Here is a 12,081-nt window from a genome sequence, read left to right as displayed (position 1 = left end):
CCACCCAATATATTCACGGGTATTCTACCAATATGAACCAGGCCGAACAATAGATACATCGTACAAATTTCGTTATACGAAAGTCCCATTATTGCGGCTTAACACGGCGACGGTCCAACCGCAGGCTATCCAACCGACTAACAGCCGACAAACAACCGACAAACAGCCAACTAACAGCGAACAGGACCGCGAACGAGACGTTCACGGCCCTGTCTTTTCCTCACCGGAATCCGCAAATCAGCGCCTTTCACCCAACAATTTTTCCACAAGCCAAGGCTTGATCACGGGCAACACCACGTCAGGCTGCATCGCTTTCGTATGATCCATGCCGCTCCCCGGCATAATTTCAACATCCCACCCCGCTTGCCCCAACAGACTCTGGTTCTTTTTCAAACGCCCGACGATGTCCACCGTAACACTGCCGAAGCTTTCGCCATAAACGATCGTGTCCCGTTCCCCGGCAAAAGCGAGCTTGGGAATCGCCAGTTTGTCCAGAACGCTTCGGTCGTCAAAGTCCATCAAGCTTTGGTACAACGTCATGAATTGCTTGGTTACGAACGGATCGATCGTGACGGTGACGTTATCCCAATCGAAATCCGCCGGATTTTCGGGGGCCGCTTGTTGGGGAAGTGCATTTTGCTTTTGGTGCAGCGCTTGCTGATATGTTTTTTCGGTGACGACCAGCATTTCACGGTACGGCCCTTCATAAGGCGGATAGCCGCCCATGATCAAGCTTTCCAACCGATCCGACCTGATCGCCAGTTGCAATCCCGCAAGCGCCAGCCAGGAATATCCGTAGTAGCTAAACTGCCGAATGTTCATTTGATCCGCGATATGCAGGAAATCGTTCACGATGTGCTCCGGCGTGAGGTCGTCCGGAACGGGATTTTGAAACAAGTGCCCTTCATAATCGAAAAATAACACCTGAAACCGGTCGGCGAGTCCTTCCACCAAGTGCTTTCCTGACTCCGGGTCAACGCCCCACTGCTTTAAACTTTCGGCCTCCTGGCCGTATACCGGTTTTTTGGCGACGGGCAGCATGATCGTTTTAGAATTGAACAGTCCGGCAAGCCCCGCTTCGATGACCGAGTTGTCGGGCAGGGTTATCGTTTTTTTCAACCAAATCACTCCTTAGGGCGGTTATATTATCATCGTATAACATTCATGCAATCTTTCGCTTTGCCGCTCATCATGCTTTGGTATTCGTGTTATATTAATGGTCAATATTAACGCAGCACTTTAGGGTTTAACTTTAATCTCTGAACTGGGGTGCAAGAATGAACGAAGTATATACACCGAAACAAATAGCAAAAATGTTAAACATCAGCACCACAACTTTGCGAAGATACGAGGAACAGGGTCTGATTCCGGATGTCCATAGAACGGCCAGCAACCGCAGATGCTACCGGACCGTCCACGTGCAGGCTTTTATCGTTATCCGAACGCTGCTTCAAGGGTATGACATTCCGGTGGTCTATGAGGCGATGCGAAATATTAAAAAAGGGGACACGGCGCAGGCTTTCTGGTTAATCAACCGGCAACTGCACAACATGCAGGAAGAGAAGCAGAGAGTGGAGGAAATTTTAACGATGATCAGAAATGCGGATTTCTCCAAATACCGCAACGTCAAGGTCGCGGAGGCGATGAAAATTGGAGAAGTGGCCGCGTTGGCCAGCGTCAATCCTTCGGCGATCCGGCACTGGGAAAAGGAAGGGCTGATCAAATCGGAGAGAGATCGGGAGAACGGGTACAGAATGTACACCGTATCCGAACTGAAAAAGATCATTGTGATCAGCAGCCTGCGAAAAACGATCTATTACATCGAAAATATGAAACAGTTGCTAAATGAGCTGGAAACACAGCACTTCACGAAAGTGGAGCGGTCTTTTCAACTGGCCCTGCAAAAATTAAATCATCAAATTTCAATACGATTCCAAGGCATTGCCGAATTGATGAAATATGTAAGTCTTTATCGCGAGCAAGCCCCGTCCCGGCAAACTTGACCTCTCCCGAAATGACGTTTTCAGCAGCCCTTCCGGTTAGCTCAAGTCCGGCAACAAATCTCTCTCTCATCAGCCGCTAAAAAAAGAAGGAGGTACAAGCTTATGCTTGTTTTCTTTACCCTCATTTGCATCGTGGTGCTCCTCGCCGTCGGCTTCGATTTGTTTATGAAGCTGTATCCGCCCTTTGGCGGAAAGCCGTCGCCCGCAGAGGTGAAACGCTACCGGCAATCTCCGAATTATAACGGAAAAAAGTTCGAGAATCCCCTGCACACGCAGTTGATGGCGCCGTTGCCCGGCAGTCTTTTTACAGTGCTGCGCGAATACCTGCAACGCAAACCTCATCTCAGACCTGACCGGCCCCTGCCGCAGGTCAAGCTGAATCGGCAGGCGATCGAAGGGATCAAGGAGGATACGGTCATCTGGTTTGGCCATTCGGCCCTGCTGCTGCAAATCGGGGGAACGCGGATGCTGCTGGACCCGATGTTTGGTCTCTCTTCTTTTCCGATCAAGGGAATGGGCGAAAAAAGATACAACCAAGAGCTGCCGTTCGGCGGCCTGGACGAGCTTCCGGCGATCGACGCCATTGTTTTGTCGCATGATCATTACGATCATCTCGACTACGGCACGATCAAGCAGCTGAAGGACCGGGTGAAGCGGTTTATCGTGCCGCTCGGCGTTCGCTGCCATCTGGAGCGGTGGGGCGTCGAGCCCGAGCGGATCAGCGAACACGACTGGTGGGATGAGCTGGAGTTTCAAGGCGTTCGGCTGGCCTGCACGCCGGCCCGTCATTTTTCCGGCAGGGGGTTGTTTAGCCGCGACGGCGGACTATGGTGTTCGTGGGTCATCACGACGCCGGAGACAAGGGTGTACTACTGCGGGGACAGCGGGTACGGGCCCCATTTCAAGGAGATCGGCGAAAAATACGGTCCGTTTGACCTCACCTTAATGGAGTGCGGCCAATATGATGACCGGTGGATCGACGTCCATCTGTTTCCCGAGCAGACGGTGCGGGCCCATCTGGACGTCAAGGGGAACGTGCTGCTTCCGGTGCATTGGGCCGCGTTTACGCTGGCGATGCACAGCTGGTATGATCCGGTCCGCCGCCTGACCGAAGAGGCGGGGCGGCAGGGCGTCCCAATCACAACGCCGAAAATCGGGGAGCCCGTCAAGATAGGTGCATCCGGATACCCGGCCGAGGCGTGGTGGAAGTAGCGAGGGCGGGCAGAGGCGGACGCATAAACAGGAGCTTTTCCGGGAGGATGAGGACGGTCAAGATTTAAATCCGCGCCCCCTTGCGGAAAAGCTTTTTTGTGCGGGCAGAGTGCTGCCCGTTGCCGCCATAGTACCGCCTAAGTGCCGCCATAGTGCGCTCAGTACCCTCAGTGCCGCGAAAATAGCGCCCTTTTTCGGCGCTATTTTCGTCATCGAGCGGAAACCGGATCCAATAGAGGACTTTTTGGTCGTTATTTCAGTAGGAGGGTGATCCAAAGCCGGTTTTTCCAGGGCCTCGGGGGAAATAGGTACATAAATGTCCGCTATTTGGAGAATAGAGGGGAGCTCCAGCCCAATAGCGACATAAATTACCGTTATTTCCGGAATAGCGGGATTGATAGTGTTATGGCAAGCCATGAAAGGCCGCGACCCGATTATCCCGGGCGCCGCGACTTTCTCGCAAGTCAAAAGTACAGACTGGCTGGCCAAAAGGACCCGAATCATCAACCAAAAGGACCGGAACCACTCGGTCCCGGCCCATACCATACGGCATGCGGTGCCGCTTCCGCTTACAGCTTAACCCAGGCCACCAGCCCGTTGGGCTGATCCGGGTTGATGCCGTGGCGTTCGGCGTTGGCCAGAGCGGCGATTTGCGGGATAAAGATGAACGGAATGCCCCGCACCGCCGCGTCCAGCGGCCGCTCCGTCGTGATCGCGAGGTCGACGATATCATGCGGCACCGCCTTCGCCCGATCCGCAAACGCGATCACAGTGGCTTCGCGCTCTTTGATATCAAGCAGGGCTCCAGAGGCGCGTCGCTGCGCCAGCCTGACGGAAGCGTGATCTCGGCCGGGCCTTACGCAGTGACTCCGGTGGATACGACGGGAGCGGGCGATTGTTTTAACGCGGGGATCATTTACGGCTATCTGCTCGGCCGCCGCGGCGAGGAGCTGCTGCGATTCGCCAACGTGTGCGGGGCGCTGTCGACGTTTGGTATTGGCGGCACCGGGAGCCTGCCGACCGTGGAGGCCGTCCTCCGTTTGCAAGCAGGACAGGCTCGGTAATTTATGGTACAATGACTATACCAAACAAAGGGGGATGAGGAATTATAATGAAACTTAGTAAAATATTACTGGCGAGTTTGGGTGTGGTTTTAGGTCTTGGTTTGGTTGCCGGAAATATGCAGCCCCCCGCTGCCTCCGCAGCCGGTACGGAATATTATGTGGCGACGAGCGGCAGTGACTCCAACGCGGGAACGAGCGGCGCGCCGTGGAAGACGCTGCAGCACGCGGCCGACGTGGCCCCTGCGGGCAGCACGGTTTACGTCCGGGGCGGCGTGTACAATCAGAAGCTGAAGATCACCCGTTCCGGCTCCGCTTCCCAGGGTCCCATTGTGTTCACCAACTATGGCAACGAGACCCCCATCATTGACGGCACCGGACTTTCGGTCAGCGGGAGCGAAGGGCTGATCGAGCTGGAGAATGTCGATTATGTTACCGTTCAGGGGTTTGAAGTCCGCGGGTTTACCACGGCATCCAAGAACGCGGTGCCTGTAGGCATTTATATCCATGGCGCGGGCGGCTTCATCAATCTGTCCAACAACAAAGTCCATGACATCAAAAACACGGCTACCCCGAGCGGCAGCGACCGGCTGGGCCGGGACGCCCACGGCATTGCGGTTTATGGCACAAAAGCTCCCGATTCGATTCACGATCTTACGATCAGCGGCAATGAGCTGTACAATCTCGTGCTGGGCTCCAGCGAAGCGCTTGTTCTAAACGGCAACGTAGACGGTTTTGCGGTGACCGGCAACCTCGTTCACGATAATGACAACATCGGGATCGATCTGATCGGCTTTGAAGGAACCGCCCCGAAGACCGCTTACGATCAGGCGCGAAACGGGCTCGTGAAAGGCAACCGGGTGTACAACAATTCCGTCAAAAATAACCCGTCTTACGGGAAAGACGACAACTCGGCGGGCGGCATTTATGTGGATGGCGGCAAGGACAGCATTATCGAGCAGAACTACAGCTACAGCAACGACATCGGCCTCGAAATCGCCTCCGAACATGCCGGCAAATCCACCAGCAATATTACAGTGCGCAGCAACGTGATCTATAACAACCGGCTGACCGGCATCGCCATGGGCGGTTACGATGATGAGCGCGGCTCGACGGTAAACTGCAAGATCGTGAACAATACGGTGTACAAAAACGATACTTTGAACGATTATAACGGCCAGCTTCTTGTGCAGTACGATACGCAAAACAACGTGATCAAAAACAATATTTTCGTGGCCAACTCCACGGATGTTTTGTTCTACAATGAATATACCAAAAACTCCGGCAACGTGGTGGATTACAATTTGTATTTTGCTCCGGGCGGCAGCTCGGATGCCACCTGGACCTGGAAAAATAAAGAATATACGGGATTCTCCTCGTACCAAAAGGGAACCGGCAATGATGCGCATTCGCTGTTTGCCGATCCTAAATTCGTGAACGCCGCGAACGGCGACTTCCACCTGCAGTCATCGTCTCCGGCGATCGATGCCGGGAACACGGACACCGCCATCATCGGAACCGAGGATATTGACGGGGAGCCCCGCGTAAAAGGCAGCGCCGTGAATATCGGCGCCGACGAGTAAACTTTATTTTAGCACAATTCTATCGGATTGCCGCAAAAGCCCTCTGACTCAAGAGGGCTTTTGTTTAATTTAGACATGGGGTTGGCAACGATAAAAATCAGTGAAGCTGAACAATTCTATAATCGCGGGGAAAAGTTGTTCAGCGGGATCACACCGGCTGGCTTACAAATTTCCGCATGTTTTTCACTTTCAGCAATTTAACATTTTTGGTTAAGAGGGATTTATCGCTTACGATCCAGGTATGATCTTGGGAGTTGCTTCTGCGTACGGCCATGAAGTTAGAGGGGCTTCCCGCGTAGATTTTAAAGCCTTTTGCCCGGCAAGCGGCGCAAAATTTTACGCATTCCCTCCGGTTTCGGGCCGGGAAACTAACCTTGTTAAACACCTGCCGTTTCACGAGAAGAGTGGCGCCTTGAACAAGAGGAACGTATTTTTTGGCCTGGCCAGGATAACGCAGCAGCAGTTGCTTATTGCCGATCAATTGCATATAGTGGGCTCGTTTCCCTACAATATCCGCGTTTGTCTTTTGCATGGCTTGTATGCTTTCGGGTAGATAATTGGGAGCGTAATAATCGTCGTCATCAAATTTTGCGATAAGTGAGTGTTTGGCGCGTTTAACGCCATAATTCAGGCATTGACCCAGTGGGACGTTATCCGGCAAGCTGTATATTTTTACGTTCTGAAATGGTTTTGCCGCTCGAATATACTCGTGCAGCTTGAGGTTTTTATGATTTAAAATCACGATAAGCTCTTTGCGCTTATAATTTTGCCTGTTGTAGTTACGGAATAATGCGTTCATGAAGCGCCGCCGTTTGGTGCAAGTAATGATGGAAACCGCCTCTGACATTACCGGACTCCCTTCGGTTTGCTTTGTACAAATTTTTTGTAATTCTTCACGTTCGGGATCTTTTTATGATGAGCGATCAGCTTTTTATCGCTGATGATCCACGTATGGTTGGACGAGTTTTTGCGGCGGATCGCCACAAAATTCGTTTTCTCTCCGGAATAAACTTTGTATCCTCGCCGTTTGCAGCGCAGGCAAAAAAGATCATCTTCCCCCACGTTTTGATTGGGGAACTGTACCCGGCTTAATACCTCCCGCTTGAAAACAAGGGTAGCGCCCGGAATTTTGGTGACGGGCCGGTTTTCATCCCGCGGAAAACGAAGGATCAGCGTCTTCGATCCGCGTAAATACATATAATGCGCCCGCTTTCCGATGACGTGGGCACCGGTTCTTCGAAAGACCAGCAAACTGGAGGTCAAATAATAAGGAGCATAGTAGTCGTCATCGTCGAACTTGGCAATGTAGCGGTGTTTTGTTTTCTTGACGGCGTAATTTAAACAAGCGCCGAGCGAGAAATGCCCCGGCAAGCGGTAGACGTAAACGTTTTGATATCGCTTTGCCATGTTTAAATAAGGTTCAAGCGGAATTTTATCGTTATTTACGACGATGATCAGCTCTTTTTCGGGATGGCGCTGCCGGGTAAAGTTGTTGAACAGGTTGTTGATATAGCTTCGACGGTTTGTGCAGGTGATAATGGAAACTCCTTGCTCCATTTCATCACTCCCCTTATCCGTAATTTGATTCATCAAGTCCATATCTCACTCTTACAATATGTACGAGGCATATAACGGTAACGGCATATCCACACCGTGGGGGACAACGGTCTGAATACCCTTGGGGACGGACGAATGGCGTGGGCCTAAAATTGTGTATAATAAATCAAACCATCGTTTAGAGCAGGGAGACACTTATGATGACGAAAACAACCGTTCTTACCACAGGATGGAACTTCGATAACAGCTATGCGGCATTGCCGGACATCTTTTATTCGCGGATCGACCCGAATCCCGTCCGTCTGCCGAAGCTGACCGTTTTGAACGAGCCGCTGGCCGGGGAACTGGGGTTAAACCCTGAGGCGCTGCGCAGCGAAGAAAATGTCGCGGTGTTTGCCGGAAACCGGGTGCCGGAAGGAACCTTCCCGCTGGCGCAGGCTTATGCCGGACATCAATTCGGACACTTCACGATGCTCGGGGACGGCCGGGCTTTGCTCGTCGGCGAGCAGATCGCCCCCTCCGGGGGGCGCTGGGATATCCAGCTCAAAGGCTCCGGCCGGACCCCTTATTCCCGGGGCGGGGACGGCCGGGCCGCGCTGGGGCCGATGCTGCGCGAATATATCATCAGCGAAGCGATGCACGCGCTGGGGATTCCGACCACCCGCTGCCTGGCGGTGGTGACCACCGGGGAGCCCGTGTACCGTGAAACGGAGCTGCCGGGCGCGGTGATGACCCGGACCGCGGCCAGCCATATCCGGGTCGGCACGTTCCAATACGCCGCAAATTTCGGCAGCGGGGAGGAGCTTCGAGCTCTGGCGGACTATACGATAAAACGTCATTACCCGGAAGCGCTCGAAGCGGAGAACCCCTATCTGGCGCTGCTTCAAGCGGTGATCGGACGCCAGGCTTCCCTGATTGCCCGCTGGCAGCTGATCGGCTTTATTCACGGTGTCATGAATACCGATAATATGGCCGTCAGCGGAGAAACGATCGATTATGGCCCCTGCGCGTTCATGGATGTGTACGACCCGGCGACGGTGTTTAGCTCCATCGATACGGGCGGACGGTACGCCTACGGCAATCAGCCTTACATCGGGCTCTGGAATTTGACGAGGTTTGCGGAAAGCCTGCTGCCCCTCCTTCACGAAAATGAGGACGAGGCCGTGAAGCTGGCGGAGGGGGCGCTGGCCGAGTATACGGATTTGTTCCAATCCCGCTGGCTTGCGGGAATGCGCGCCAAGCTGGGGATGTTCGGCGAAGAGGCGCAGGACGAAACCTTGATCAAAGATTTGCTCGGACTGATGCACGAACACCGGGCGGACTACACCAATGCCTTTCTGGGGCTTACCTTTGACCGGCCGGACGATTCGGCTTTGTTCGGGGCGCCGGAATTTGCGCGGTGGCAGGAGCGGTGGCGGGAGCGGCTTGGCAGGCAGCCGGAGTCCGAGGCGGCCTCCCATGAGCTGATGCAGCGCAGCAACCCCGCGCTTATTCCCCGCAACCACCGGGTGGAAGAAGCGCTGGAGGCTGCGGTGGAACGGGGAGACTACAGCGTGATGGAACGGTTTCTGGGGGCGCTGTCGGATCCTTTCGCGCACGCTCCGGAACAGGCCGAATACGCCGCGCCGCCCGCCCCGGCGGCTTGCCCGTATCGGACCTTCTGCGGCACGTAATGAAATCGGACAAAATAAGGGATCGGATCAGCTCCGGTCCCTTTTCCGCGCCAATTGAAATTATTTTTCTCCCATAAAAACGCCAAACGAAAGATGTTCATGGAAATCCATCAAAAAAGCATGATTTTGCGCAAAGAAACCGAGTGCGTCCGGGTCCTGCAGCGTTTCGAGATCAAAAAACTGGTACGGGTCGCAGATGTATTCCCCGTCCGAATCCGCAGGAATCAGGGACGCAGCCCCGGGTTCCCACGGGTTAACATTCCGGAATCCGGCCGCACGCATCAGCTCCAGCCATGCATGCAGCTCCGGAAGCTGGGGATTGCCGTACAGCTTGAACATTTCCGGGTACAGCCCGGGGTGAGGTTTCGCCTGATAAAGCTCCCGGTCCCATAACCGCCCTCCGGTCCGCAATACGCGATGATACTCCCGAAATGCTTCCGCGGGATCCGTAAAAATCGTAACCGACTCCGCAAACACGACATCGAAGCTGTCCGATTCAAACGGAATGGAGCAAACATCCCCTTGGATGACATCGATGTCAACCTCCTGCATCTCGGCTCGTTTTTGGGCTTTGCCTACCATGGTGGAGCTCAGGTCCATAGCCGTAACCTTAGCCCCTTTTTGGGCCAGCAAGCAGGCCGTTCTGCCGGTACCGCACCCAACCTCCAATACGCGCAGTCCCGGGGGGACGTCGACTTCGTCAAGAAAGGCGAGTGTCCCTTGATATCCTCCCGGATGAGCCGCTCCTTCACCAATCGCCGCGATCATCTCATGATAATTCATGTCATCAGCCCTTTCTAGGGTAGCATATGCCCCGGGCCATCAAAAATTATAGGCATCCGCTGATTAGTTATCCGTATATGGACGGATGACCCAATCCCATGGGTGGGGGAAAGCATAGGATGAACCGAGAGTACCGAGAAGGGAGGCAGAATGTATTGCAGCAAATCTATCCCATTACCCAGGACGGCTGCAGACCATATATCGGAAAGCAGGTCTGTGCGGTCCTCCGGGACGGAAACTGTTTTGTCGGAACGATCAGCTCCGTCGGCCCGGACGGGATTCAATTTGACGGGCCGTTGCCAGGTGGCGCTTCCGTTCTTTCCAATCGGTCCAAAAAAGCCAAAAAGCAATTTCGCCATATAAAAGCTAAGGCTAAAACGAAGGCCTTTGGCCCGTTCGGGTTCGGACCCTTTGGACGATTCGGCGGCTTCGGCGGATTTTGGTTCCCCTGGGCGGCCATCTCGCTCTTGTTCTTGTTGCCGTTCCTCTTTATCTGAGGCCTAAGCCGTTTATTCTTTAAAGGAGGTGAATAATTACATGGGTTTCCCTAATGCAGCTTTCGGTGGAGTTGGTGCAGGTCACGGATTTTTTACATCCACGGGCGTGATTCTCGTTCTGTTTATCCTCCTGGTTATCGTCCTCCGCACTTGGATCTAATGCCAATCCGCTAAAAAGAGCCGATTTCGCAAAAACGAAATCGGCTCTTTTGTCATTTCGCGTAAACCCGCGCCGCCGTGTCCTCATCAAATACGCTCCCCAGCAGCTCGGCGCTGCCCGCATTGTCCAGCAGCGATTCGATGTCCTTTAATTCATTATAGTCTCCGGAGACGGAAAGTCCCTGGTTTTGTTTCTTGTGGCTTGTAAATCCGCTCGGCAGGTTGTTGCCGATATTGATGCAGGAGGAGCCTTCGACGGTTCCCACCCGGATGTGGCCGATGACGAAATTAGGGGCAAGCACCAGTTCCATGCTTACACCTTCTTCCCGGGAACATGCTGGCCGATCAGCACCGAGTGAAGCCCCTGGAAGCGGTTGCCCCGGCCTTGCGAGGCCGCTGCCGCCTGATTGTCGACCGCCGATGAACTCCATCCCGACTGCCGGTTATCTCCGGCAAAAACGCCCGAAGAACGTTGAATCCGGTCCACCTGAATCTCTCCGACAATATGCAGCTTCATCATAAACCTCCTTATTTTCTAAATGAAAACCCCCTGGGCGTCTGTTGAAACCCGGAATCGGGACTTTGCCGCGAATTTGCCCCCTTTGCCTCCGTTCTTGCCTCCGTTCCCTGCGGCTGGCCTGCGCTTTTGACCTCATCCGGTTTCTTCTCGCCCGTCTTTTTGTGCTGAGGGACCCCGGTCCCAAAATTGTTCCCCAGATTCAGGGAACCGCTGAGTTCGTCGATATCCAGGCTATCCAATTTAAACGTTAGCTGATCCAGCGCCGGATGATGGACGTGGACCTGATCGATCCGGATATGATATTCCGTCTTTGCATGGGGCATTTCCTTCAGTTGGGCCTCCATCTTCTCCAGGCGCGCCAGCAGGTCTTCCGGGGGATGCGGTTTGCCGGTGCGCTTGCGTCCGAAGAGGAAGCCCATTTACGCTTGTTCCTCCTTTTTAGGCAAAATAGGAACGTCCTGTTCGGGAGTGTCCGGCTTGCATCGAAATGTGGCAGTCAGAAGTCCGAATTCAAACACGGCCTCCGCGTTGCCCGGCTCGACCTCGACCGGCAGGGAGACCGTCCGGTTGAAGCCGCCGAGGGAACGTTCCGATCGTAATAGCTGATCTTCATGAACGGGGTAGTCGTACGGAATGACGCCGGTAACTTTCAAGGTTTTTCCGTTTGTCGATATTTTGATCCGGTCAGGTGAGGCGGCACCGGGAAGCTCGATGACGGCGATCAATTGACCGTCTTGACGATACATATCCATCCGGGGGAACAGCGGCGGAATCAAGCCGGACATATCCTCCCAGAACGTCTCACCGACCGTTTCGTGCATATGCGAGCGTAATTTGCGCAGCATCCGCTTCGAAGGGTCAACCTCCATGGCCATTCCCCCTTTTTTGAGCAACAACTTTCAGGTGATGAAGCTTATTAAAAGCTTATTATTCCCAAGGCCACTTTATGAGTTGAGGCTGGGCGGAGATGGCGCGGAACCGAGCCCATAGCTCATCCCGGGAATCGGGACATTTTATGGCTGCATAGGATGAA

Annotated in this window: 17 protein-coding genes; 8 read left to right on the top strand and 9 right to left on the bottom strand. The window is 53.9% G+C overall.

The window, feature by feature from the left end; translation table 11 throughout:
* Window positions 1–237: 237 nt before the first annotated feature.
* The gene (locus EHV15_RS06915) at window positions 238–1,128 is read right to left on the bottom strand and encodes an alpha/beta fold hydrolase (protein WP_342773957.1); all 891 of its coding nucleotides are present in this window, start codon (window positions 1,126–1,128) and stop codon (window positions 238–240) included.
* Window positions 1,129–1,277: 149 nt separating this feature from the next.
* Here EHV15_RS06915 and EHV15_RS06910 point away from each other — a divergent pair, with 149 nt between their 5' ends.
* The 3 genes from EHV15_RS06910 to EHV15_RS36365 all read left to right on the top strand — a co-directional run bounded on the left by EHV15_RS06910 (window position 1,278) and on the right by EHV15_RS36365 (window position 3,795).
* Window positions 1,278–2,003: a MerR family DNA-binding transcriptional regulator gene (locus tag EHV15_RS06910; protein WP_128630590.1), complete on the top strand. Its 726-nt coding sequence runs from the start codon at window positions 1,278–1,280 to the stop codon at window positions 2,001–2,003.
* A 102-nt stretch (window positions 2,004–2,105) separates the two neighbouring features.
* Entirely contained in the window at window positions 2,106–3,215 is a 1,110-nt protein-coding gene (locus EHV15_RS06905) for an MBL fold metallo-hydrolase (protein ID WP_128630589.1), read from the top strand.
* Window positions 3,216–3,615: 400 nt separating this feature from the next.
* Window positions 3,616–3,795, top strand: coding sequence for a hypothetical protein (locus EHV15_RS36365; RefSeq protein WP_178075786.1), 180 nt, complete (start codon window positions 3,616–3,618; stop codon window positions 3,793–3,795).
* Here EHV15_RS36365 and EHV15_RS37180 read toward each other — a convergent pair.
* Complete coding sequence (locus EHV15_RS37180) at window positions 3,785–3,985, bottom strand: hypothetical protein (RefSeq protein WP_246061372.1); 201 nt, start codon at window positions 3,983–3,985, stop codon at window positions 3,785–3,787. The two genes, EHV15_RS36365 and EHV15_RS37180, sit on opposite strands and share 11 nt — an antisense overlap.
* Between EHV15_RS37180 and EHV15_RS37175 the strand changes: the two genes are divergently transcribed.
* Window positions 3,947–4,279, top strand: a complete 333-nt coding sequence (locus EHV15_RS37175; RefSeq protein ID WP_281281603.1) for a carbohydrate kinase family protein — start codon at window positions 3,947–3,949, stop codon at window positions 4,277–4,279. The two genes, EHV15_RS37180 and EHV15_RS37175, sit on opposite strands and share 39 nt — an antisense overlap.
* A gap of 44 nt (window positions 4,280–4,323) precedes the next feature.
* A complete protein-coding gene (locus EHV15_RS06895) occupies window positions 4,324–5,859 on the top strand; it encodes a right-handed parallel beta-helix repeat-containing protein (protein ID WP_178076043.1) in 1,536 nt (511 codons plus the stop codon).
* A gap of 148 nt (window positions 5,860–6,007) precedes the next feature.
* On the opposite strand, the gene EHV15_RS06890 is transcribed toward EHV15_RS06895, so the two are convergent.
* Window positions 6,008–6,706 (bottom strand): glycosyltransferase family 2 protein, encoded by a 699-nt coding sequence (locus tag EHV15_RS06890; RefSeq protein ID WP_128630586.1) that lies wholly within the window; start codon window positions 6,704–6,706, stop codon window positions 6,008–6,010.
* On the bottom strand, window positions 6,706–7,416 hold the full coding sequence (locus EHV15_RS06885) for a glycosyltransferase family 2 protein (protein ID WP_246061368.1): 711 nt from the start codon (window positions 7,414–7,416) through the stop codon (window positions 6,706–6,708). Before EHV15_RS06885 ends, EHV15_RS06890 begins: the two co-directional genes overlap by 1 nt.
* 197 nt (window positions 7,417–7,613) lie before the next feature.
* On the opposite strand from EHV15_RS06885, the gene EHV15_RS06880 reads away from it, so the two are divergent.
* Window positions 7,614–9,089, top strand: a complete 1,476-nt coding sequence (locus EHV15_RS06880; protein ID WP_178075785.1) for a protein adenylyltransferase SelO — start codon at window positions 7,614–7,616, stop codon at window positions 9,087–9,089.
* Between the two features lie 60 nt (window positions 9,090–9,149).
* On the opposite strand, the gene EHV15_RS06875 is transcribed toward EHV15_RS06880, so the two are convergent.
* Window positions 9,150–9,872 carry a class I SAM-dependent methyltransferase gene (locus tag EHV15_RS06875; protein WP_128630584.1) on the bottom strand — a complete coding sequence of 241 codons (723 nt, stop codon included), beginning with the start codon at window positions 9,870–9,872 and terminating at the stop codon, window positions 9,150–9,152.
* 155 nt (window positions 9,873–10,027) lie between these two features.
* On the opposite strand from EHV15_RS06875, the gene EHV15_RS06870 reads away from it, so the two are divergent.
* Complete coding sequence (locus EHV15_RS06870; RefSeq protein WP_128630583.1) at window positions 10,028–10,369, top strand: hypothetical protein; 342 nt, start codon at window positions 10,028–10,030, stop codon at window positions 10,367–10,369.
* 40 nt (window positions 10,370–10,409) lie between these two features.
* Complete coding sequence (locus EHV15_RS37170) at window positions 10,410–10,529, top strand: sporulation protein YjcZ (protein WP_128630582.1); 120 nt, start codon at window positions 10,410–10,412, stop codon at window positions 10,527–10,529.
* A 52-nt stretch (window positions 10,530–10,581) separates the two neighbouring features.
* Here EHV15_RS37170 and EHV15_RS06860 read toward each other — a convergent pair whose 3' ends face one another.
* Genes EHV15_RS06860 through EHV15_RS06845 form a run of 4 tightly spaced genes read right to left on the bottom strand, consistent with a single transcriptional unit; the run spans window position 10,582 to window position 11,917 of the window.
* On the bottom strand, window positions 10,582–10,839 hold the full coding sequence (locus tag EHV15_RS06860) for a hypothetical protein (protein WP_128630581.1): 258 nt from the start codon (window positions 10,837–10,839) through the stop codon (window positions 10,582–10,584).
* 2 nt (window positions 10,840–10,841) lie between these two features.
* Entirely contained in the window at window positions 10,842–11,045 is a 204-nt protein-coding gene (locus tag EHV15_RS06855; protein WP_128630580.1) for a hypothetical protein, read from the bottom strand.
* A gap of 11 nt (window positions 11,046–11,056) precedes the next feature.
* Window positions 11,057–11,467 carry a hypothetical protein gene (locus EHV15_RS06850; RefSeq protein ID WP_128630579.1) on the bottom strand — a complete coding sequence of 137 codons (411 nt, stop codon included), beginning with the start codon at window positions 11,465–11,467 and terminating at the stop codon, window positions 11,057–11,059.
* Window positions 11,468–11,917 (bottom strand): Hsp20/alpha crystallin family protein, encoded by a 450-nt coding sequence (locus tag EHV15_RS06845; protein WP_178075784.1) that lies wholly within the window; start codon window positions 11,915–11,917, stop codon window positions 11,468–11,470. It abuts the gene before it with no gap.
* Window positions 11,918–12,081: the final 164 nt, after the last annotated feature.

The organism is Paenibacillus oralis (genome assembly GCF_003863965.1).
GTDB classification, from domain to species: domain Bacteria; phylum Bacillota; class Bacilli; order Paenibacillales; family Paenibacillaceae; genus Fontibacillus; species Fontibacillus oralis.
The sequence above is the reverse complement of the archived record's forward strand: the minus strand, read 5'-3'. Positions and strand labels throughout refer to the sequence as shown.

Excerpts from the sequence above, each read along its gene's own strand:
- EHV15_RS06905 (WP_128630589.1), top strand. The coding sequence starts at position 2,106 with ATGCTTGTTTTCTTTACCCTCATTTGCATCGTGGTGCTCCTCGCCGTC.
- EHV15_RS06885 (WP_246061368.1), bottom strand. The coding sequence starts at position 7,416 with ATGGAGCAAGGAGTTTCCATTATCACCTGCACAAACCGTCGAAGCTAT.
- EHV15_RS06850 (WP_128630579.1), bottom strand. The coding sequence starts at position 11,467 with ATGGGCTTCCTCTTCGGACGCAAGCGCACCGGCAAACCGCATCCCCCG.
- EHV15_RS06845 (WP_178075784.1), bottom strand. The coding sequence starts at position 11,917 with ATGGAGGTTGACCCTTCGAAGCGGATGCTGCGCAAATTACGCTCGCAT.
- EHV15_RS06910 (WP_128630590.1), top strand. The coding sequence starts at position 1,278 with ATGAACGAAGTATATACACCGAAACAAATAGCAAAAATGTTAAACATC.
- EHV15_RS37175 (WP_281281603.1), top strand. The coding sequence starts at position 3,947 with ATGCGGCACCGCCTTCGCCCGATCCGCAAACGCGATCACAGTGGCTTC.
- EHV15_RS06875 (WP_128630584.1), bottom strand. The coding sequence starts at position 9,872 with ATGAATTATCATGAGATGATCGCGGCGATTGGTGAAGGAGCGGCTCAT.
- EHV15_RS06860 (WP_128630581.1), bottom strand. The coding sequence starts at position 10,839 with ATGGAACTGGTGCTTGCCCCTAATTTCGTCATCGGCCACATCCGGGTG.
- EHV15_RS06890 (WP_128630586.1), bottom strand. The coding sequence starts at position 6,706 with ATGTCAGAGGCGGTTTCCATCATTACTTGCACCAAACGGCGGCGCTTC.
- EHV15_RS06855 (WP_128630580.1), bottom strand. The coding sequence starts at position 11,045 with ATGAAGCTGCATATTGTCGGAGAGATTCAGGTGGACCGGATTCAACGT.
- EHV15_RS37170 (WP_128630582.1), top strand. The coding sequence starts at position 10,410 with ATGGGTTTCCCTAATGCAGCTTTCGGTGGAGTTGGTGCAGGTCACGGA.
- EHV15_RS06880 (WP_178075785.1), top strand. The coding sequence starts at position 7,614 with ATGATGACGAAAACAACCGTTCTTACCACAGGATGGAACTTCGATAAC.